The 20,383-nt window shown below is 59.9% G+C and carries 17 protein-coding genes; 9 read left to right on the plus strand and 8 right to left on the minus strand.

Annotated elements, in window-relative coordinates:
• Window positions 1-81: 81 nt before the first annotated feature.
• Entirely contained in the window at window positions 82-2,178 is a 2,097-nt protein-coding gene (locus tag JZX88_RS12010; RefSeq protein WP_206913727.1) for a bifunctional rhamnulose-1-phosphate aldolase/short-chain dehydrogenase, read from the minus strand.
• A gap of 200 nt (window positions 2,179-2,378) precedes the next feature.
• Here JZX88_RS12010 and JZX88_RS12015 point away from each other — a divergent pair, with 200 nt between their 5' ends.
• From JZX88_RS12015 to JZX88_RS12045, 7 genes are all read left to right on the plus strand, one after another.
• Window positions 2,379-3,209: a DeoR/GlpR family DNA-binding transcription regulator gene (locus JZX88_RS12015; RefSeq protein WP_065118076.1), complete on the plus strand. Its 831-nt coding sequence runs from the start codon at window positions 2,379-2,381 to the stop codon at window positions 3,207-3,209.
• Window positions 3,210-3,256: 47 nt separating this feature from the next.
• Window positions 3,257-4,267: a rhamnose ABC transporter substrate-binding protein gene (gene rhaS, locus JZX88_RS12020; protein ID WP_065118075.1), complete on the plus strand. Its 1,011-nt coding sequence runs from the start codon at window positions 3,257-3,259 to the stop codon at window positions 4,265-4,267.
• Window positions 4,268-4,477: 210 nt separating this feature from the next.
• Window positions 4,478-6,013: a sugar ABC transporter ATP-binding protein gene (locus JZX88_RS12025; protein ID WP_206913728.1), complete on the plus strand. Its 1,536-nt coding sequence runs from the start codon at window positions 4,478-4,480 to the stop codon at window positions 6,011-6,013.
• Window positions 6,014-6,026: 13 nt separating this feature from the next.
• On the plus strand, window positions 6,027-7,028 hold the full coding sequence (locus JZX88_RS12030) for an ABC transporter permease (protein WP_080820961.1): 1,002 nt from the start codon (window positions 6,027-6,029) through the stop codon (window positions 7,026-7,028).
• Window positions 7,025-8,029: an ABC transporter permease gene (locus JZX88_RS12035; RefSeq protein WP_206913730.1), complete on the plus strand. Its 1,005-nt coding sequence runs from the start codon at window positions 7,025-7,027 to the stop codon at window positions 8,027-8,029. Before JZX88_RS12030 ends, JZX88_RS12035 begins: the two co-directional genes overlap by 4 nt.
• A gap of 3 nt (window positions 8,030-8,032) precedes the next feature.
• Window positions 8,033-8,356 carry an L-rhamnose mutarotase gene (gene rhaM, locus JZX88_RS12040; protein ID WP_065118072.1) on the plus strand — a complete coding sequence of 108 codons (324 nt, stop codon included), beginning with the start codon at window positions 8,033-8,035 and terminating at the stop codon, window positions 8,354-8,356.
• On the plus strand, window positions 8,353-9,735 hold the full coding sequence (locus JZX88_RS12045) for an FGGY-family carbohydrate kinase (RefSeq protein ID WP_206913731.1): 1,383 nt from the start codon (window positions 8,353-8,355) through the stop codon (window positions 9,733-9,735). The genes rhaM and JZX88_RS12045 overlap by 4 nt, the downstream gene beginning before the upstream one ends.
• A 55-nt stretch (window positions 9,736-9,790) precedes the next feature.
• Here JZX88_RS12045 and JZX88_RS12050 read toward each other — a convergent pair whose 3' ends face one another.
• From JZX88_RS12050 to JZX88_RS12065, 4 genes are all read right to left on the minus strand, one after another.
• Window positions 9,791-10,627, minus strand: coding sequence for an alpha/beta fold hydrolase (locus JZX88_RS12050; protein ID WP_110757785.1), 837 nt, complete (start codon window positions 10,625-10,627; stop codon window positions 9,791-9,793).
• A 266-nt stretch (window positions 10,628-10,893) separates the two neighbouring features.
• Entirely contained in the window at window positions 10,894-11,589 is a 696-nt protein-coding gene (locus JZX88_RS12055; RefSeq protein WP_206913732.1) for an FkbM family methyltransferase, read from the minus strand.
• 162 nt (window positions 11,590-11,751) lie between these two features.
• A complete protein-coding gene (locus tag JZX88_RS12060) occupies window positions 11,752-13,686 on the minus strand; it encodes a bifunctional diguanylate cyclase/phosphodiesterase (protein ID WP_065118068.1) in 1,935 nt (644 codons plus the stop codon).
• Window positions 13,687-13,695: 9 nt separating this feature from the next.
• Window positions 13,696-14,202 (minus strand): oxidoreductase, encoded by a 507-nt coding sequence (locus tag JZX88_RS12065; RefSeq protein WP_065118067.1) that lies wholly within the window; start codon window positions 14,200-14,202, stop codon window positions 13,696-13,698.
• A 625-nt stretch (window positions 14,203-14,827) separates the two neighbouring features.
• Between JZX88_RS12065 and JZX88_RS12070 the strand changes: the two genes are divergently transcribed.
• Together JZX88_RS12070 and JZX88_RS12075 are read left to right on the plus strand one after the other, a co-directional pair.
• Window positions 14,828-16,264, plus strand: coding sequence for an NAD-dependent succinate-semialdehyde dehydrogenase (locus JZX88_RS12070; protein WP_142856058.1), 1,437 nt, complete (start codon window positions 14,828-14,830; stop codon window positions 16,262-16,264).
• A gap of 243 nt (window positions 16,265-16,507) precedes the next feature.
• Window positions 16,508-17,605: a DNA alkylation repair protein gene (locus JZX88_RS12075; RefSeq protein WP_206913733.1), complete on the plus strand. Its 1,098-nt coding sequence runs from the start codon at window positions 16,508-16,510 to the stop codon at window positions 17,603-17,605.
• A gap of 24 nt (window positions 17,606-17,629) precedes the next feature.
• On the opposite strand, the gene JZX88_RS12080 is transcribed toward JZX88_RS12075, so the two are convergent.
• From JZX88_RS12080 to cysT, 3 genes are read right to left on the minus strand one after another with little or no spacing between them, the layout of a single operon-like run.
• Window positions 17,630-18,655: a sulfate/molybdate ABC transporter ATP-binding protein gene (locus JZX88_RS12080; RefSeq protein WP_065118064.1), complete on the minus strand. Its 1,026-nt coding sequence runs from the start codon at window positions 18,653-18,655 to the stop codon at window positions 17,630-17,632.
• 5 nt (window positions 18,656-18,660) lie between these two features.
• The gene (cysW, locus tag JZX88_RS12085) at window positions 18,661-19,548 is read right to left on the minus strand and encodes a sulfate ABC transporter permease subunit CysW (protein WP_206913734.1); all 888 of its coding nucleotides are present in this window, start codon (window positions 19,546-19,548) and stop codon (window positions 18,661-18,663) included.
• 3 nt (window positions 19,549-19,551) lie between these two features.
• Window positions 19,552-20,373, minus strand: coding sequence for a sulfate ABC transporter permease subunit CysT (gene cysT / locus JZX88_RS12090; RefSeq protein WP_206913735.1), 822 nt, complete (start codon window positions 20,371-20,373; stop codon window positions 19,552-19,554).
• Window positions 20,374-20,383 lie beyond the last annotated feature (10 nt).

Consider the following 20,383-nt stretch of genomic DNA (forward strand, 5'->3'; position numbering starts at 1 on the left):
CAAGGCCGGAATGACGGAGGTGGGACTTTTGCCACTTCTCAAAGCATCCTATCTTTTTATATGTCGGTATCCACCGACACCCTACCGCGTAAAACTCTGCGCATTGCCGGCATCAACATTGATGATGTTGCCGGTGGACTTGGCGGAGGCGTCGGACGCCAGGAAGTAGATCGCCTCGGCGATGTCTTCCGGGAAGACGTTGAGCTTCAGCATCGAGCGTTTGCGGTAATGTTCCTCCAGATCGGTCACCTCGATCTTGGATGAAGCAGCACGCTGCTCACGCCACTCACCATTCCAGATTTTCGAGCCGCGCAACACGGCATCGGGATTGACGGTGTTGACGCGAATGCCCGCTTCCGCCCCTTCAAGCGCAAGGCAACGGGCCAGATGGATTTCCGCGGCCTTCGCCGTGCAATAGGCCGACGCATTGGGTGAAGAGGCAAGGCCATTCTTGGAGGCGACGAACACGACGTTGCCGCCGAGATTCTGACGCCGCAGCAGCCGGAATGCTTCTCGCGAGACGAGGAAATAGCCGGTGGCGAGAATGTCGATATTCTTGTTCCACATGGCAAGCGTCGTATCTTCCACGGGTGCGGAAGAGGCAATGCCCGCATTGGAAACGAGAATATCCACACCGCCGAATTCCACGCTCGCTTGCGCAAAGGCCGAAATGACCGCGTCCTCCTGCGTCACATCAAGCTTGACGGTACGGACCGCGTCGGCGCTGTAACGCTTGACGAAATCGCCTTTGGCGGCTTCCAGCGCCGTCTCGTCAATATCGGCCAGAACCACGCAGGCACCCTCGCCCGCCAGCCGTTCCGCCGTTGCCCGGCCAATGCCGCCGGCGCCGCCAGTGACGAAGGCCACGCGGCCGGCAAGGCTTTTCGGCTTCGGCATGCGCTGCAGCTTTGCTTCTTCCAGCAGCCAATACTCGATATCGAAGGCTTCCTGCTCGGGCAGGCCCTGATATTCGGACACGGTGGACGCGCCGCGCATGACATTGATGGCATTGACGTAAAATTCGCCGGCAATGCGGGCCGTGGCCTTGTCCTTGGCGAAGGACAACATGCCGACGCCGGGGATGAGGAAGATCACCGGGTTCGGATCGCGCATCTTGGGCGAATTGTCGTGGCGGCAAGCCTCGTAATAGCGGCTGTAATCGGCGCGGTAAGCCTCAAGCGCTTTGTCCAAAGCCGCCGTCAGCGCATCTACATCTGGGTTCGCGGTATCGAGCTCAAGGATCAGCGGGCGGATTTTGGTACGCAGGAAGTGATCAGGGCAGGATGTGCCGAGATTTCCGAGCGGCTTCAACTCCCTGGAATTGACGAATTCGAGAACTGCATCCTGATCGTCAAAATGGCCAAGCTTGCGCTCCTCGCGGCCAATACGGCCACGGATTTCCGGCATCAGCCGGGCGGCGATGGCGCGGCGTTCAGCCTCAGGCAGGCTCTTGGCGACGGCACCGCCGAAGATCACCTTGCCTTCGGTCTTTCCCGCAAACCACTCGATCGCCTTGTTGATGATGGCGAGCGTCAGTTCATAGCATGCCTTGGCGTCATTATCCCAGGTGAACAGGCCGTGACTTTCCAGCACGACGCCCTTGGCCTTCGGGTTGGCCTTGACGAAAGCTTCGAGATCAAGACCGAGCTGGAAACCCGGACGACGCCATGGCAGCCAGCCGATGTCATCGCCAAAGATCTGCTGCGTCAGTTCTTTTGAATTCTTCGAAGCGGCAATCGCGATGATTGCATCCGGATGCATGTGGTCGACATGATCGTAAGGCACAAAACCGTGCAGCGGCGTATCGATGGAGGCGGCGCGCGGATTGAGGTTGAAGGTGCAATGCGGCAGGAAGCCGACCATGCGGTCCTCGTCTTCGACGCCCTTATAAATGCCCTTCAGCGCTTCCAGCTTGTCGAGATAAAGCGTCGAAAAACCATCGAGCTTGATGGTGCCGACATCACCGCCGGAACCTTTGACCCACATGACGCGTACCTTTTCACCGGTCAGCGGATCGATTTCCAACACCTTCGCGGAGGTATTACCGCCGCCGTAATTGGTGATGCGCTTGTCCGCACCCAGCAGATTGGAGCGATAAAGCAGCTTGCCGGGCTCATCGAGCGTCCTGGCGTAAGCGTCGTCCCAACGGCTTTCGAGAAGGCGGGATGTTCCCGTCATGTCTTCCTCCCAGTATCTGTCTGCATTCGCGAAGCCGATATCGGCCCGCCTCCTTTGATGGCAGGTATCGCGCATCCAAAAGCACAATGTCAATCAAAAACGATCATAAATTTTCATGTTGCAGCGCGATATTGATTAATTTGATCGTTCTTGATTGACAACGTAAAGAGATTGCGAATAATCACGGTCAGGAGGACCCCATGCACGAACGCGAACGCCATCGCATCATCTTGAGCGCCACACAGGAAAAAGCTGTCGTGACGGTGCAGGATATTGCTGAACTCACGGATGCGTCGGAAGCGACGATCCGCCGGGATATCGCGTCTTTGCACGTTCAGGGCAAGTTGCGGCGCGTGCGCGGCGGAGCGGAAGCAGTGCATCCGCCGCAGCTCGGCAATCTTGCCGCACGCCCTTTCCGTGTTTCCGAATCGGTCAATATCGACAAGAAACGCGCAATTGCGCGCAAGGCGGTCGACCTCTGCAATGATGGCGACGCGATCATCCTGAATGGCGGCACCACGACATTCCAGATGGTGCATTACATGGCGGCGCGGCGCCTGCAGGTGATGACCAACTCCTTCGCGATTGCCGAGCATCTGGTCAAGCATTCCAAATGCAGTGTCAGCGTGCCGGGCGGCGCGATCTATCGCGACCAAAGCCTTATCCTGTCGCCCTTCGAGAATGATGCGATCCGCAATTTTTATGCGCGACGGATTTTTCTCGGCGCGCAGGGCGTGGGCGCGCTTGGCATCATGGAGTCCGACGCGCTGGTCATCCAGAGCGAACAGAAGCTGATGCGGCAGGCGGAAGAACTGATCGTGATGGTCGATTCCTCGAAATTCAGAAAACGATCCAGCCTGATTTTATGCCCGCTCGAAAACGTTACGACCATCATCACCGATGACGGGATTTCGGACGAAGCGGCAAGGATGGTGGAAGATGCCGGCGTCGAATTGCTGATCGCCGGCGCGGTGGCAGCGGGAAAAACCGCCGGCCCGCCGGATGAGGAGAATTCTTCTTCAGTCGCTTGAGGAGCGCTGGAGGGAAAAACAAGGTTCAAAACGGGAGGAAAAGGGACATGAAACTTACACGCAGAACATTGACCAGCGTACTGGCACTCAGCGCGGCGCTCTCCGTCGCAGGGCTTGGCAGCGTTGCCCAAGCAGCAGACGTCAAGATAGCGCTGGTGGTCAAGTCACTCGGCAACGGCTTTTTCGAAGCCGCCAACAAGGGCGCGCAGGAGGCCGCAAAGGATCTCGGCGGCGTCGAGATCATCTATACCGGTCCGACCAGCACCACGGCGGAAGGCCAGATCGAAGTCATCAATTCGCTGATCGCGCAGGGCGTCGATGCCATCGCCATTTCCGCCAACGACCCCGACGCCGTTGTTCCGGCGCTGAAAAAGGCGGCACAGCGCGGCATCAAGGTCATTTCCTGGGATTCCGGCGTGGCGCCCGAGGGCCGCATTCTCCAGCTTAATCCCTCTTCCAACGCGCTGATCGGCAAAATGTGCCTGCAGCTCGCCGCATCGCATCTGGAAGGCGGCAAGGGCGATTTCGCCATTCTTTCGGCCACCACCACCTCCACGAACCAGAATATCTGGATCGATGAGATGAAGAAACAGCTGAAGGATTTCCCCGGCCTCAACCTCGTCACGACCGTTTACGGTGACGACCTTGCCGACAAGAGCTACCGCGAAGCGCAGGGCCTGCTCTCCTCGCAGCCGAATGTGAAGGTCATCGTCGCGCCGACGACGGTTGGCGTTCTCGCTGCCTCGCAGGCCGTGAAGGATGCAGGCAAGATAGGTCAGGTCTTCGTGACCGGCCTTGGCCTGCCGTCGGAAATGGCCGGCGCCATCAAATCAGGCGCCACCAAGGAATTCGCCATCTGGAACCCGATCGACCTCGGTTACTCCGCCACCCAGATCGCCTATCGCCTTGTGAAGGGCGAAGCCGACGGCAAGCCGGGCTCGGAAATCGAAGCCGGCCGCATGGGCAAGATCAAGGTTGGCGAAAACAGCGAAGCGGCGATGGCTGATCCGTTCATCTATGACGCGAAGAATATCGATCAGTTCTCGAAGATTTTCTGATCTTGATAATATCCGGCGGTGCGGAGGCTACCCCCCTCTGCCCTGCCGGGCATCTCCCCCTCAAGGGGGGAGATCGATATGCCGCACCCGCTCGATCCATAAGGCAGGGTGCTATCCGCTTGCCGATCTCCCCCCTTGAGGGGGAGATGTCCGGCAGGACAGAGGGGGGTGCCCCTCGCCGCTCCACTCAAAACCGACCGGTAAGACGGAATGATGCGTGCTGAAACCCAAACCATAGACATCCCAGCGACTTCCAGCGCCACGCCCATTCTCGAAATGCGCGGCATCAGCCAGATATTCCCCGGCGTCAAAGCGCTGGATGGCGTCGATATCGCGCTTTATCCCGGCAAGGTCACCGCGCTGATCGGTGAGAACGGCGCGGGCAAATCCACGCTCGTCAAAATCCTCACCGGCATCTACCGCCCGAACGAGGGCGAAATCCTGCTGGATGGCAAGGCTGTGACCTTTCATGGTGCGCAAGATGCCATCGATGCCGGCGTCACCGCCATTCATCAGGAAACCGTGCTGTTCGACGAACTTTCGGTCGGTGAAAACATCTTCCTCGGCCATGCGCCAAAAGGCCGTTTCGGCCTGATCGACTGGAAGACCATCAATGAGCGAGCCAGAATTCTGCTGGAACAGCTCGAAAGCACCATCGATCCTACCATCCGGTTGAAAGACCTGTCGATTGCCCAGCGCCATCTGGTGGCCATCGCCCGTGCGTTGTCAGTCGAGGCGCGCATCGTGATCATGGACGAACCGACGGCTGCGCTTTCCCGCAAGGAGATCGATGATCTCTTCCGCATCGTCGGGAACCTCAAACGGCAGGGCAAGGCGATCCTCTTCATCAGCCACAAGTTCGATGAAGTCTATGAAATCGCCGAGAATTACGCCGTGTTCCGCGACGGGAAAATGGTCGGAGCCGGCACACTCGCCACCACGCCACAGGATGAGATCGTGCGCCTGATGGTCGGTCGCGACGTGACGAACGCCTTCCCCAAGCAGGCCGTCACGCTGGGGCCAACGGTGTTGTCGGTTCGCGATTACTCGCACCAGACGGAATTCCGCGATATTTCGCTCGAGCTGCGCAAAGGCGAGATTCTCGGCCTTTACGGGCTGATCGGCGCCGGGCGTTCCGAACTTTGCCAGTCGCTGTTCGGCATCACCCGGCCGGCCTCTGGTGAGGTGACACTGAACGGCCAGCGGCTCACCATTCGTTCGCCGGAAGACGCGATCCGTGCCGGCATCGTTTATGTGCCGGAAGAGCGCGGCCGCCATGGGCTCGCGCTCGAAATGCCGATCTATCAGAACATGTCGCTGCCCTCTCTCACGCGTACATCGCGCAAAGGGTTTCTCGCCGCCGCCAATGAATTTGCGCTGGCGCGCAAATATGCGTCCCGTCTCGATCTACGTGCGGCTGCACTCTCCGTGCCTGTTGGCACGCTTTCGGGCGGCAACCAGCAGAAGGTGGTAATCGGCAAGTGGCTCGCCACCCAGCCCAAGGTCATCATTCTCGACGAGCCGACCAAAGGCATCGATATCGGCTCCAAGGCCGCCGTGCATGGCTTCATCAGCGAGCTTGCGGCGGAAGGGCTTTCCATCATCATGATTTCATCCGAACTTCCCGAAATCCTCGGCATGTCCGACCGCGCCATCGTCATGCGCGAAGGCCTGATGGCGGGCCAGTTCGAACGCGCCGATTTTTCTCCGGAAAAGCTGGTGCGCGCCGCCACCGGCAATGCCTGAGAGGGGCAACCACATGCAACGTCTACTCAAAAATCGCGAATGGCTGCTGGCGGGCATCATCATCGTCATGATCGCCGGTTTTGCGCTGCGCGCGCCCGGTTTCAGCCGGCCCGGCAATCTCGTCAATATCTTCAACGATACCTCCATCCTCATCATTCTGGCGCTTGGCCAGATGGCGGTCATTCTCACCAAATCCATTGATCTCTCCGTCGCCGCCAACCTCGCCTTTACCGGCATGGCGGTGGCGATGACCAACGCCGCCTTTCCGGGTATTCCCCTGCCGCTTCTCATCGCCATGGCGGTCGGCATCGGTGCGTTTCTCGGCTCGCTCAATGGCGTACTGGTCTGGTGGCTCGGCATTCCGCCCATCGTTGTCACGCTCGGCACGCTCACCATCTATCGCGGCATGGCCTTCGTGCTGTCGGGCGGTGGCTGGGTGAACGCGCACCAGCTTTCGCCGACCTTCCTCAATGTACCGCGCACCGTAATCCTCGGCATGCCGGTTCTTTCATGGGTGGCGATCCTCATCATCGCCGGGGCCTGGCTGGTGCTCAGCCGCACCTCCTTCGGCCGTTCGGCCTATGCATCGGGCGGTAATCCGAGTGCAGCCGTTTATGCGGGCATCGATGTCGGCCGCACGCGCTTCTTCGCCTTCGTGCTGTCAGGCGCTCTGGCCGGTCTCGCCAGCTATCTCTGGGTCTCGCGTTACGCCGTTGCCTATGTCGATATCGCCGCCGGTTTCGAACTGGACAGTGTGGCGGCCAACGTAATCGGTGGGATCTCGATTGCGGGTGGCATCGGCTCAGTGGCCGGTGCCGTGCTTGGCGCGCTGTTCCTCGGCGTCATCAAGAACGCGCTGCCCGTCATCGGCATCTCGCCCTTCGCGCAGATGGCGATATCAGGCGTGGTGATCGTGCTTGCCGTCGTCTTCAACGCCCGCGCCGAAGCGCGAAAAGGCCGCATCATCCTGCGCGACCGGGCGGCAGCCGATCAGGCCAAGGAGGCCGCAGCATGACCTCGCAACCGACACAGACACACCGCATCATCCCCGACAAGCTCGGTACGCCGCTGCGCCGTGTCATGGCCAGCTGGGAAGTGCTGCTGCTGGGCGTTGCGATCCTGATCTTCATCGCCAACTCGCTCGCCTCGCCCTATTTCCTCAATGCCTGGAACCTCTCCGACGCAACCTTCAACTTCACCGAAAAGGCGATCATCGCCTTCGCCATGGCGCTGCTGATCATTGCCGGCGAAATCGATCTGTCCGTCGCCGCCATCATTGCGCTTGCCTCCACCGCCATGGGCGCGGCAGTGCAGATGGGCGTCGGCACACCCGGCCTCGTCGCCATCGGCATCGGCACCGGGCTTTTATGCGGAGCTTTCAACGGCTTTCTGGTCGCCGGGCTGAAACTGCCGTCCATCGTCGTCACCATCGGCACGATGAGCCTGTTTCGCGGCATCTCCTATATGGTGCTGGGCGATCAGGCCTATGGCAAATATCCTGAAGATTTCGCCTATTTCGGCCAGGGTTACGTGATCTCCGTCATATCCTTCGAATTCGTGCTGTTCATCGTCATGGCCGTCCTCTTCGCCATTCTGCTGCACGCCACCAATTTCGGCCGGCAGGTCTATGTCATCGGCACCAATCCCTTCGCCGCCCGCTTCTCCGGCATTCCCGTCGAGCGGGTGAAGTTCATCCTCTTCCTGCTCACCGGCCTGATGAGCGGCATTGCCGCCGTCTGCCTCACCTCGCGCCTCGGCTCCACCCGCCCGTCGATCGCTCAGGGCTGGGAGCTTGAGGTGGTGACCATGGTGGTGCTGGGCGGCGTTTCCATTCTCGGCGGCTCCGGCACCATCGCAGGCGTTGTCATCGCCGCCTTCGTCATGGGCCTTGTCACCTTCGGGCTCGGTCTTCTGAACGTGCCCGGCATCGTCATGTCGATTTTCGTCGGCCTGCTTTTGATCGTCACCATCGCCATCCCCATCGTCGTCCGCCGCCTTCGGGCCATGAGAAGTTAAGCCATGCCTGAACTTGAAAAACACGCCTTCAAGATGAAACTCTTTCCCGGGAAAGAGGCGGAATATAAAAAACGCCATGACGAGATATGGCCGGAACTGGTGGCGCTGCTGCACGAGGCGGGTGTGAGCGATTATTCCATTCATCTCGACCCGGAAACCAACATCCTGTTCGGCGTGCTGACGCGACCGAAGAACCACGGCATGGCGGCCTTGCCCGACCATCCCGTGATGAAGAAATGGTGGGCGCATATGGCCGATATCATGGAGAGCAATCCCGATAACTCGCCCGTCGCGAAAGACCTGGTGACGGTGTTCCATCTGCCATGAGCGAGAGCATCAAACCGGGCCGCGTCGCGGTCATCGATATCGGCAAAACCAACGCCAAGGTCGTCGTCATCGACACCGGCAGCGGCGAGGAAATTGCCGGCGAGAAACGGACAAACCCCGTTCTTCGCAATGGCCCCTACCCGCATTACGATGTGGAGATGCTCTGGGACTTCATTCTTTCCGCGCTTTGGAGGTTTGGCCAGAAGCCGGGTTTCGATGCGATTTCCATCACCACCCACGGCGCGTCAGCGGCGCTTCTGGATGAAAACGGCGACCTTGCCTTGCCCGTGCTCGATTACGAGCATATCTACCCCGAACCAGTTCAGGAGGCCTATCGCGGCATCAGGCCCGATTTCGCCGAGACCGGCTCGCCGCAGCTTCCCGCCGGACTGAACCTTGGCGCGCAAATCCATTTCCAGAAAGAGGCCTTTCCGGACGATTTCTCCAGAGTGCGCAGCATCGTCACCTATCCGCAATATTGGGCGGGGCGGCTGACCGGCGTTTTGGCCACGGAAACAACCTCGCTCGGGTGCCATACGGATCTGTGGAACCCGCGCCGGAAGGGCTTCTCCTCGCTGGTCAAGCGCCTTGACATCGCGCATCTGATGTCGCCGGTCCGCTCCGCTTTCGACGTGCTGGGAACGATCCGTCCATCGCTGGCACAGGAAACCGGTCTGTCTCCGCATATGCCCGTCTATTGCGGCATCCACGATTCCAACGCCTCGCTTTTGCCGCATCTGCTGCGTCGCGACGGTGATTTTTCGGTTGTCTCAACCGGTACCTGGGTGGTGAATTTCGCCATTGGCGGCACGGCGGACACGCTGGATCCCGCCCGCGACACGCTTTTGAATGTCGATGCCCTGGGGCGTCCCGTTCCTTCCTCCCGTTTCATGGGCGGCAGGGAATATGAAATGCTGGCCCAGCAGCTCGAACCGGCGAAGGAAGATGAGATCGAAACCGCTCTGGGCAAGGTGATTGCCAAAGGCATGATGCTGTTGCCCAGCATCGTCAGCGGCTCCGGCCCCTTTCCCGAGAAAACAGCGTGCTGGAGATCAGATGAAAACGCCACGGCTGCGGAACGCCACGCCGCAGCGGCGCTTTATCTCGCCCTGATGACGGAATTCAGCCTTTCGCTCATCGGCCGAAAAGGTCCAATCCTTGTCGAAGGCCCCTTCGCCAGCAACGCGCTTTATCTGAAGGCGCTGGCCGGCTTTGCGGAAACAGAAGTCACGGCGGTCGAAGGTTCCACCGGCACCAGTGCGGGTGCTGCCCTGCTCACCGGCATCAAACCGCTTGCCGGTCGCGAGCGCCATTTCACGCTGCACGACATCCCCGGCCTCGTTTCTTACCGAGATGTCTGGCGGTCCTGTCTGGCCTGATGCGAAACGCAAAATGCGGCCGAACCATCGGCCGCATTTTGATTTTGCAGAAAGATCAGCCCTTGATGAAAGCCAGAAGGTCGGCGTTCAGCACGTCGGCATTGACAGTGAGCATACCGTGCGAGAAGCCGGGATAGGTCTTCAGCGTGCCATTTTTCAACAGCTTCACCGATTTCAGCGCGGAGTCGGCAATCGGCACGATCTGGTCGTCCTCGCCGTGCAGCACCAGTGTCGGAACGCTGATGGCCTTCAGGTCCTCGGTCTGGTCGGTTTCCGAGAAGGCCTTGATGCCATCGTAATGGGCCTTTGCGCCGCCCATCATGCCCTGCCGCCACCAGTTCTGGATCACGCCTTCCTGAGCCGTCGCACCGTCGCGGTTGAAGCCATAGAACGGACCGGCCGGCACATCGCGGAAGAACTGCGCGCGATTTGCGGCGAGCGACGAGCGGAAACCGTCAAACACTTCCATCGGCAAGCCTTCCGGATTGGCTGCGGTCTTGAGCATCAGCGGCGGCACGGCGGAGACGAGAACCGCCTTGGCGACGCGGCCGGCGGGTTCGCCATGTTTGGCAACATAACGGGCGACTTCGCCGCCGCCGGTGGAGTGACCGATATGGACGGCATTCTTCAGATCAAGCGCCTCAACGACGGCGAAGGCATCGGCAGCGTAGTGATCCATGTCGTGACCGTCAGCAACCTGGGCCGAACGGCCATGACCACGGCGGTCATGGGCGACAACGCGAAAACCCCTGGAGAGGAAAAACAGCATCTGCGCATCCCAGTCGTCGGAGCTGAGCGGCCAGCCGTGATGAAACATGATCGGCTGGGCATTCTTCGGGCCCCAGTCCTTGTAGAAGATTTCGGTTCCGTCTGTCGTCTTAACAAAGCCCATGATCGTTTCTCCTTCGGTTGCGTTGGCATCTTCCGGTGCGGTGTCAGTTGTGCGCCGGTTTGATGGAGGGATGATGACGCGGGATAACGGTTGCAACAATTGCAACAATAATTGGCATTGAATTGCTGTTTATGAAATTATCTTTTCGACCCGCATGACCGCACGCGCATCGAACCGCTCCGCGCCCTCACTCCGGAGTGAGAACGAGAGGAAAGGCGGACGGTTCCGTGAATTCGGCGGGACCTGTTCGGCGGCCGGCGGCGTTTTCAATCCACGTCGGGATCATATTCCCGGGGGCTGTCGTCCTTCGAGAACAGGACGCAGGGGCCACGCGAGCCGCGGGGATCATAGGCATATCCCCTGTCCGTCAGCGCCTGCATGATGTCGCGAACCCCGGCGAGCCCATAAAGATGGTCGTGCAGCTCGACGAATATCCGCTCCACGCCGGCAAGATCGGCCCTGCCGAGCAGATCGCGTTCGGCACCTTCAATATCCATCACAAGGGCGGTAATGCCGTGGCTGGCGATAAACCGGTCGATATTTTCGGAAGAGATTTCGATACGCCGTTCATAGGGGCCCTGATTTTCGTCCATGGACGACATCCAGAGATCCTTGCGAACGTAAAAAGGATAGGAGCGCGGCTCGTCAGCGGTGAGAAGCCCCTGCGAGAACACGACATTGCCGCGGCAATTGGCCTTGATCACCCGCTCCGCCAGCGCCGCAGTGGAAGGGTTGGCCTCGAAGGCCCACACCGAAACATTCTCTATGCCGGCGATGATGGAGGTGATGATGCCGATGCCGGACCCAAGTTCCAGCACGCGGTCCCCGGGCTTGATGGCTTTCAGGACGCTGCGTGCCTCCTTCGCCTCATAGCTGCCGTCGGTCAGCGCCTGCCAGATGACGGGCGATACCTCATCGGAAGAAAGAGGCAGGGCAACTCCATGCACGTCCAGTATTTCCATGTCTCGAGCCTTTTCGCAAACGCGGTCGTTTCACCAGAATGATCCCGTACCGACCGGCAAAGCTCTACAGCATCAGTGCGGCGACCGGTATCGGTTTTAGCAAGCAACGCTATATCCGGTTAAAAATTCGACACGCCTGCAATGGTGCGAAAGCAGATTTTTTCAGACGGAACTCCAGGCCACCAGCTCCTTGGCCGGCAACGGCCTGCTGATCAGATATCCCTGAACCTGATCGCATCCCAGACGCCGGACGCACTCATATTGCTCCTCGGTCTCGATGCCTTCGGCAATCGTGGTCATCCGCAGACTGCGCCCCACACCGACCACAAATTCGACGATCGCCAGCGCATCGCGATCGCTGGTGATATCGCGCAGGAAGGACCGGTCGATCTTGATCTTGTCGAAGGGAACACCGCGCAAATTGGCGAGCGAGGAATAACCCGTGCCGAAATCGTCCATGGCGATCTTGATGCCGACATCCTTCAGCCGGGTCAGCGTGTTGATCGTCTGGTCGCTCTTGTTGAGCAGGATCGATTCGGTGATTTCCAGCTCGAGCCGGCTCGGCTCCAGTCCGCTTTTTTCGAGGGCGCCCATGACGTTCTGGATCAGATTGGCGCTGTGGAACTGGACCGGCGACAGATTGACCGCCACCTTCATGTCCTCGTCCCACCCCATCGCCTCGCGGCAGGCCGTCTCCATCACCCATTTTCCGAGCGAATGGATCAGTCCGGTTCTTTCCGCGACGGGAATGAAGACGCTGGGCGGCACATCGCCCCGCAGCGGGTGCTTCCAGCGTAAAAGCGCCTCGAAGCCGCAGAGCTTGCGCGTCTGCGTCGCCACCTGCGGCTGGTAATAGACTTCCATCTCGTCATTCTGCAGCGCGGTCTGCAGATCGGCCTCGAAGGACTTCTTCTCGGTCAGCTGCTTCTGCATGCGGACCTTGAAGACGCTCGCGCGGCCCGGGCCGATGGCTTTCGCCTCGTAGAGTGCCAGATCGGCGCGCTTGAACAATTCATCCGCATCGACGGCACCATGCGATATGGCGATACCGATACAGGTGCCGATTTTGACCTCCTGCTCCCCAAGCTGGTAGGTGCGGCTGATCTGATCGATGAGCTTGGAGGCAAGACGGCGGGCGGCATCTTCGTTCAGATCGTCGGAGACGACGGCAAATTCATCGCCACCCAGACGGCAGACCATGTCGTAATCGCCGCCAATGGCCGAAAGACGCTGCGCCACGGCCTGAAGCAGCGCGTCGCCGGCATCGTGGCCGAGCGTATCGTTGACATCCTTGAAACCATCGAGATCGAGCAGGAGGATCGCCGTCGTTCCGGTGCCGCCGAAGGATCGGCGCAACCTCTCGATCAGTTCCTGCCGGAACAGGGCCCGGTTGGGCAACCCGGTCAGCGCGTCGTGATAGGCGTCATGTTCCAGCCGGACATTCTTGGCCTGCAGCTCCAGCGTGGCGGCACGCAGGTCGTCGGTCAGGCCGCGCATGCTTTTCTGCGCCCGGTTCAGCAGGTCGTTCTGGCGAAGCAGCAAGATGACAAGCGCGATGCCGCACAGGATGAGGCCGCCGGCCAGCGCCGTATAGACAATGTGCAGCTTGCGCACATCCTCATGCGCGGTATCGATCAGATTGACGTCATAGGCCACTGACGACGACGCCAGGGTCGTCATCGGCGCATCGAGTGCGCTCATAGACGAGAGCAGATCCGGAATATCGGCCGGCTGCAGATTATCCATCTGCTGTTCGAGGCGTGCCAGAATAGCGTCGAGCCGGTTGACGATGTCCCGCCACTGCTGCTTTTCATTGATGAATGCGCCCAGATTGCCCTGTTTCAGAAGCTCCAGGCGGCTCAGCATGATATCCAGACGCAACTGCAATTCGTCCCGGTCAATCTTGCCGGGGCTGAGCGCGAATACGGCCAGCTTGTTCTGGAGGCGCAGATATTCCGCAACCGTCTGGCTGACTGCCCACGAGTCGTTATAGCGGGCGAACTTCTGCAGAGCGGTCTGCCGCTCGGCAATGACGAAAGCGATATAGCCCGTTGCCAGGACGAAGCAACAGATGATCACCGCCACAAGTTTTCGCAAACGGCACCTTTATTCCACTATCAATTTGGCGACTTGCCACGCGGACCGCGAATAATAGGTCTGCTTCTGCAATTCCGGGTCACTGTCATAGGGGTAGATAACGAACAACGGACCCTTTTCTCGAACTGTCATGTAGTTGCCATCCAGTTTGATCGCCAGAATAACGTTAAATTTCTTAAAATCCTCAACCGGTATCGTGCTGACATAATCATTGAGCGCGACCGCTGTGATGCTGGTGCCCTTCGCGCCGACGACATCCATCAGCTTTGCCAGCGAAACACCATCAAAGCGGACGCGGCCGTCATGCCAGGGCGTCGTCGTCTCCACCGTCTCCATGCCCAGCGCCTCCAGCATGTCGCGGTCGAACTGCGCGGCCCCGTCGACATTGGTGTTGGTGATGTTTCCGGATATGGTCAGTATTGGTTTTCCTTGCGGTTTGGCAATTGTTCCGGCTTCAGCACAGGAAAGCCACACGAGCGACAAGAACGCACTGAGAAGTACCCGGGCGACACTCATACTTTTTCTCCATCGATAACGTTCAGCTCGAGGGTCTTCGCCCGCCTTTGAAGGCCAAGGGAACCGACGCTCGCAATATATATCAGGAAAGGATGTTATATCCTCACTGAGATTTTATTCGTATTTTCTCTAGGTTTTGAGTAAACCCTTTGGATAATTTTTCCGTCTTATTTGTACTTTTTCACGCTTGACGCACTGTTCTGACGCAGGCGGCAAATCCCGCCACTTTCTCACCCTGTTCCGTCAGGCGCGACGAAGGCCAAATTGTGGCAGAAGCTCCGCCATCCGTGAAGGGAACGCGTGTGATTCGCACGGCCCCGAACGGCAATCGGGTCTCCCGTCCCCGTCTGCCCGCCAAATCAACATGACAAAAGACAAGTTTGGTGTCACAGAAAAATCATCGCCTTTGCCGGCGCCGACGGTTGAAACATACCGTCCGCAACTTAATATAAAGACTGTCGTTTCCGTTTCCGGCACCTCCAGAATCCCCCGCCGGAAATGTCCAGACACCCGTTCCGCGCAGCGAAAGCCGCGATGCCGGATATCGTCCGGCCAGGAAAATTCTGTTCACGTCTCCGGGCCGGACGGCATCCGCCGTATCGGCCGCATCATGAAGGTAGCCCCTATGCACACCTATCCCGACATCAAACTTCTCATTGATGGCGAATGGCGAGACGCCGTTTCCGGCAAGACGATCGCCGTGTCCGATCCGGCAACCGACGAAATCATCGGCGCGATTGCCCACGCCGAGAAGGAAGACCTCGATCTGGCGCTTGCCGCCGCCGAGCGCGGTTTCAAGGTGTGGCGCGACACCTCGCCCTTCGAGCGTTCGAAGATCATGCGCAGGGCTGCCGATATCCTGCGAGAGCGCAAGGACAAGATCGCCTATATAATGACCCGCGAGCAGGGCAAGCCACTGGCGCAATCGGGCACAGAAATCATGGGCGCCGCCGACACGATCGACTGGTTTGCCGAAGAGGCGCGCCGCACCTATGGCCAGGTCATCCCGGCGCGTGCGGCCGGCGTTTCGCAGCTGGCCATCAAGCTGCCGGTCGGTCCGGTCGCGGCGTTCACACCGTGGAACTTCCCGATCAACCAGATCGTCCGCAAGCTTTCCGCAGCGCTCGCCACCGGCTGCTCGATCATCGTCAAGGCGCCGGAAGAAACCCCGGCGTCGCCGGCGGAACTGATCCGCGCCTTCGTGGATGCCGGCGTGCCGGCGGGCGTCATCGGCCTCGTTTACGGCGTGCCGTCAGAGATTTCGGAATATCTGATCCCGCATCCGGTCATCCGCAAGATTTCCTTCACCGGTTCCACCCCCGTCGGCAAACATCTGGCCGCGCTTGCCGGCAGGCACATGAAGCGCGCCACGATGGAACTCGGCGGCCATGCACCGGTGATGATCTTCAACGACGCCGATATCGAAAAGGCGATCGAGGTCACGTCACTTGCCAAGTTCCGCAATGCCGGTCAGGTCTGCGTTGCCCCCACCCGCTTCCTCGTGCAGGACGGCGTGGCGGACCGCTTCCTTGAAGGTTTCGTGGAGGCCGCCAAGGCGGTCAAGGTCGGCAATGGTCTGGAAGACGGCGTCATCATGGGACCGCTCGCCAATGAGCGCCGCATTCCCGCGCTGGAAGGTCTTATCAACGACGCCGTTTCCCATGGCGGCGAATTGAAGACCGGCGGCCGCCGCATCGGCAACAAGGGCAATTTCTTCGAGCCGACGGTTCTCGCCAATGTGCCGACCACCGCCAGGATCATGAATGACGAGCCGTTCGGTCCGGTCGCGATCATCAATCGCTTCTCGAGCTTCGACGATGCGGTTGCCGAAGCGAACCGCCTGCCCTTCGGTCTCGCATCTTACGCCTTCACCGGCTCGGTCAAGACCGCGCATGCGCTCGGCCATCAGGTCGAGGCCGGCATGCTGACCATCAACCACAACGGCCTTGCGCTTCCCGAAGTCCCCTTCGGCGGCATCAAGGATTCCGGTTATGGCACGGAAGGCGGTTCGGAAGCGGTTCAGGCCTATCTGGAGACAAAATTCGTCAGCCAGATGAGCTGAGTTGGCCGTGAAATTTCTTCTCCCCGCCGGGGAGAAGATGCCCGAAGGGCAGATGAGGGGCGAGTTCTCCGTATATCTTTGCCGTTGCCCCTCATCCCGTTGCCGCGACCTTCTCCCCGGCGGGGAGAAGGAGGCAAGGTGCACTCGCTCGATCCATTCTCACCTCTGAGAGTTACTCAGTCTTCCCTTGCCCCCGGTCTCATCCTGCCTTAAAAGAACAAAAAGTGAACTTTGGGGGACGATATGAGCGATACGGCGGCACCGGCACTGAAGGAAATCTTCAACCGCGAAAAACTGCGGCATATCGCCGACCAGACCAGGGCCGTTCATCAGCCCTTTGACGTTTCCGCCTTCATGGCGCTCGCCACGGCAAATCTCGAGGCACTGGGCATCATGCAGCGCATGCGGCAGGTGGCGACGAGCCTGCATGCCACGCTACCGGGCGATTATGCCCGCAACATCGAAATCCTGACCGCCGCAGCGCCGGGTATCGGCAACGGTTTCGCCTCCATTTCGCTGCCGGAATATGTGGCCCTTTACGGCCTCGACGATTTCGATCTTTCCATGCGGGCATTGTCCTATTTCACCAGCTTCGGCTCCTCGGAATTCGCCATAAGGCATTTTCTGCAAAAGGATATGGCCCGCACGCTTGCCGTGATGGAAACATGGTCGCGGCACGAAAACGAGCATGTGCGGCGGCTGGCCAGCGAAGGCTGCCGGCCCCGCCTGCCATGGTCGTTCCAGCTCAGACCGCTCATCGACGACCCGTCGCCGGTTACCGCGATCCTCGATACCATGAAGGCCGATGAGGCGCTTTATGTACGCAAATCCGTTGCCAATCATCTGAACGACATCACCAAGGACAATCCCGCCTTCGTGCTGGCGCTGATCGATACCTGGCCGAAGGACAATCCGCATACGCGCTGGATCACACGGCAGGCCTTGCGCACCCTGATCAAGAAGGGCGATGCCGCCGCGCTTGCCCATCTCGGCGCGCATGAGGAAGCGGAGATTGCGCTTGCGGCATTTCAGGTTACGCCGGACCAGGTGGTTCTCGGCAATCCGGTGCGGATTTCAGCCGCTTTCACCTCGACGGCCAACAGCCCGCAAAAGCTGGTGATCGATTATGCCGTACATTATGTGAAAAAGAGCGGCGATGCCTCCGCCAAGGTCTTCAAATGGAAGGAGATCGAGCTTCAGCCCGGAGAAACATGCACATTGTCGATCAGCCGCGCCATGCGCGATTTCACCACCCGCAAGCATTATGCCGGCCTTCACAGGGTCGACCTGATGATCAATGGCAGGCTGGTGGCGGAAAGCGCCTTCGAACTTCTGATCTGAAGCCGGTAAGCGCCCCGCCGCGCCTCACGCCGCCGGAAAAATCTTTGCCCGGCGAATGATGACGGAACCCCGGTCTCCTGCCGCGACATCGTTTTCCGGCGGCACGTCGAATTCCAGAAGGTCGCCGCCATCGGTGCTGGCGATCACCCGGCGTTCCCCCGCGCGATCGAGAACCCGCGCCACCGAGGCCGGAATGCCCTCATGCAGATCCTCCCATTCAAGATCGCCGGGGCGGGCATAGATATCGACGGCGCCATCCCCTTGCGCATAGGAGAAGGGCAATTCGTTCTCACCGACATAGACCTTGCCGCCGCGCGCCACGCCGGACACCCGGTTGGCGTCGCCCAAAAAGCGCATGACGAAGGCGCTGTTCGGCTGACGGCACACGTCTTTCGGCGTGCCCTGCTGCACGATCTCGCCCTGATTGAGAATGACGACACGGTCGGCTAGATCGAGCGCCTCTTCCTGATCATGCGTCACGAAAATCGTGGTGATGCCGAGTGAATCGTGAATTTCGCGCAGCCAGCGGCGCAGGTCGCGGCGCACATTGGCGTCCAGTGCCCCAAAGGGTTCATCGAGCAGAAGCACCTTGGGATCGACCGAAAGCGCACGCGCCAGCGCCACACGCTGCCGCTGCCCGCCGGAGATCTGCGCCGGGAAACGGTCGCCCAGACCATCCAGCTTCACCAGCCGCAGAAGTTCCCCGACGCGGGCGTCAATGGCCGCCCTGTCGCGTTTCACCTTGGAAACCTTCATGCCGAAGGCGATGTTTTCGTTGAGCGTCATATGCGGGAACAGCGCATAATGCTGGAATACGAAACCGACGCCGCGATCGCGCACCGGAATATTGGTGGCATCCTCGTCGCCGAAAAAGATGCGGCCGCCATCGCTGTATTCGAGACCGGCAACCATGCGCAGGATCGTCGTCTTGCCGGAACCCGAAGGGCCGAGCAATGCGAGAAGCTCACCGCTTTCGATATCCAGCGAAACATCGCGCACGGCGCGGAACGTATCGAAGGTCTTCACCACATTTTCGAGGCGGATTTTCATGGGAATCAGATCTCCGTGGCGATGACGGCATCGCCGTTGGTCTTTTTACGCCCACGCCCGGCACCGCGCCGTTCCAGCGCCACCTTGGCGATGATGGTGACGACGGCGAGCAAAGCGAGGATGGAGGCCGAGGCAAAGGCGCCAGCCGTCTGGTAGTCATGGTAAAGCAGCTCGATATGCAGCGGCAGCGTGTTGGTCTGGCCGCGAATATTGCCCGATACGACCGATACCGCACCGAATTCACCCATCACGCGGGCATTGCACAGCACGACGCCGTAAAGCAGCGCCCATTTGATATTCGGCAGCGTCACCGAAAAGAAGGTACGCCAGCCGGATGCGCCAAGCGAGGTCGCCGCCTCTTCCAGATCGCGACCCTGTGCCTGCATCAGCGGGATGAGTTCCCGCGCCACGAATGGTGCCGTGACAAACATCGAGGCGATGACGATGCCGGGCAGCGCAAACAGTATCTTGATATCATGCGCATCGAGGAACGGCCCGAACAGCCCCTGCAGCCCATAAACGAAGAGGTAGGCAACACCGGCGACGATCGGCGAGATGGAGAAGGGTATCTCGATCAGCACCAGCAGGAAGCGCCGGCCGGGAAAATCGAACTTGGTGATCGCCCATGCGGCCGCAACCCCGAAGGCGGTGTTGACCGGCACGGCAATCAGCGCCGTCAGCACCGTCAGCATGATGGCGTGGCGGGTGTCGGGATGGGTGATGGTCGCCGAATAAGCCTTCCAGCCCTGCGAAAAGGCTTCGACGCCGATGATAACGAGCGGTGCGACGACCAGCAGCGCGCCGATAACAAGCACGAAAGCGATCAGGCTGCGGCGAACCCACGCGGCATCGCCGACACGCGGCGGCTTGCGATGTGAAGAAACGGCGCTCATGTCTCAGCTCCTCACCGTATAACGAAGCGCACGCGCCTGCAGGTAGTTGGTCACGGCCAGCATCACGAAAGCGGTCATGAGCAGCACGGAGGCGATGGCGGCGGCCGCCTGGTAATCATATTCCTCCAGCCGGATGAAGATCAGCAGCGCGGTGATCTCAGTCGAAAACGGCTGATTGCCGGCAATGAAGATGATCGCCCCGAATTCGCCAAGGCTGCGGGCAAAGGAAAGGGAAAGACCCGCCAAAAGCGCCGGCGTCAAAAGCGGCAGGATGATCTTGCGGAAGATTTCAAGATCGGAGCCGCCGAGCGACTGCGCCGCTTCCTCCAGCGCCGGGTCGAGGTCTTCCAGCACCGGCTGCACGGTGCGCACGATGAAGGGCAGGCTGGTAAAGGCCATCGCCACCATGATGCCAAGCGGCGTATAGGCCACCTTGATACCGAATTGCGCAAGTACCGAACCGAACCAGCCATTGCCCGCAAACAGCGTCGTCAGCGCGATGCCGGCAACGGCGGTGGGAAGCGCAAACGGCAGATCGACGATGGCATCGATGATACGCCAGCCCGGAAAGCGGTAACGCGTCAGCACCCAGGCAAGCGCCAGTCCGAAAATGACGTTAAACAGCGTGGCGGCGAGCGCGCAGAGCACGGTGACGCGGTAACTGGCAACGGCGCGCGGCGAAGAGATGATGGACCAATATTCTACAGGTCCCAGACTTGCCGCCTTGAACACCAGCGCCGAGAGCGGCAAAAGCACGATGATGGCGACGTAGGTGAGAGTAACGCCAAGGGACAATTTCAGCCCCGGCAGAACATTCCGCTTCAAACCCGCCCCC

The sequence above is a fragment of the Agrobacterium sp. OT33 genome, assembly GCF_017313365.1.
In the GTDB taxonomy this organism is placed as follows: Bacteria; Pseudomonadota; Alphaproteobacteria; order Rhizobiales; family Rhizobiaceae; genus Agrobacterium; species Agrobacterium rhizogenes_A.

Excerpts from the sequence above, each read along its gene's own strand:
- JZX88_RS12010 (WP_206913727.1), bottom strand. The coding sequence starts at position 2,178 with ATGACGGGAACATCCCGCCTTCTCGAAAGCCGTTGGGACGACGCTTAC.
- JZX88_RS12015 (WP_065118076.1), top strand. The coding sequence starts at position 2,379 with ATGCACGAACGCGAACGCCATCGCATCATCTTGAGCGCCACACAGGAA.
- rhaS (WP_065118075.1), top strand. The coding sequence starts at position 3,257 with ATGAAACTTACACGCAGAACATTGACCAGCGTACTGGCACTCAGCGCG.
- JZX88_RS12025 (WP_206913728.1), top strand. The coding sequence starts at position 4,478 with ATGATGCGTGCTGAAACCCAAACCATAGACATCCCAGCGACTTCCAGC.
- JZX88_RS12030 (WP_080820961.1), top strand. The coding sequence starts at position 6,027 with ATGCAACGTCTACTCAAAAATCGCGAATGGCTGCTGGCGGGCATCATC.
- JZX88_RS12035 (WP_206913730.1), top strand. The coding sequence starts at position 7,025 with ATGACCTCGCAACCGACACAGACACACCGCATCATCCCCGACAAGCTC.
- rhaM (WP_065118072.1), top strand. The coding sequence starts at position 8,033 with ATGCCTGAACTTGAAAAACACGCCTTCAAGATGAAACTCTTTCCCGGG.
- JZX88_RS12045 (WP_206913731.1), top strand. The coding sequence starts at position 8,353 with ATGAGCGAGAGCATCAAACCGGGCCGCGTCGCGGTCATCGATATCGGC.
- JZX88_RS12050 (WP_110757785.1), bottom strand. The coding sequence starts at position 10,627 with ATGGGCTTTGTTAAGACGACAGACGGAACCGAAATCTTCTACAAGGAC.
- JZX88_RS12055 (WP_206913732.1), bottom strand. The coding sequence starts at position 11,589 with ATGGAAATACTGGACGTGCATGGAGTTGCCCTGCCTCTTTCTTCCGAT.
- JZX88_RS12065 (WP_065118067.1), bottom strand. The coding sequence starts at position 14,202 with ATGAGTGTCGCCCGGGTACTTCTCAGTGCGTTCTTGTCGCTCGTGTGG.
- JZX88_RS12070 (WP_142856058.1), top strand. The coding sequence starts at position 14,828 with ATGCACACCTATCCCGACATCAAACTTCTCATTGATGGCGAATGGCGA.
- JZX88_RS12075 (WP_206913733.1), top strand. The coding sequence starts at position 16,508 with ATGAGCGATACGGCGGCACCGGCACTGAAGGAAATCTTCAACCGCGAA.
- JZX88_RS12080 (WP_065118064.1), bottom strand. The coding sequence starts at position 18,655 with ATGAAAATCCGCCTCGAAAATGTGGTGAAGACCTTCGATACGTTCCGC.
- cysW (WP_206913734.1), bottom strand. The coding sequence starts at position 19,548 with ATGAGCGCCGTTTCTTCACATCGCAAGCCGCCGCGTGTCGGCGATGCC.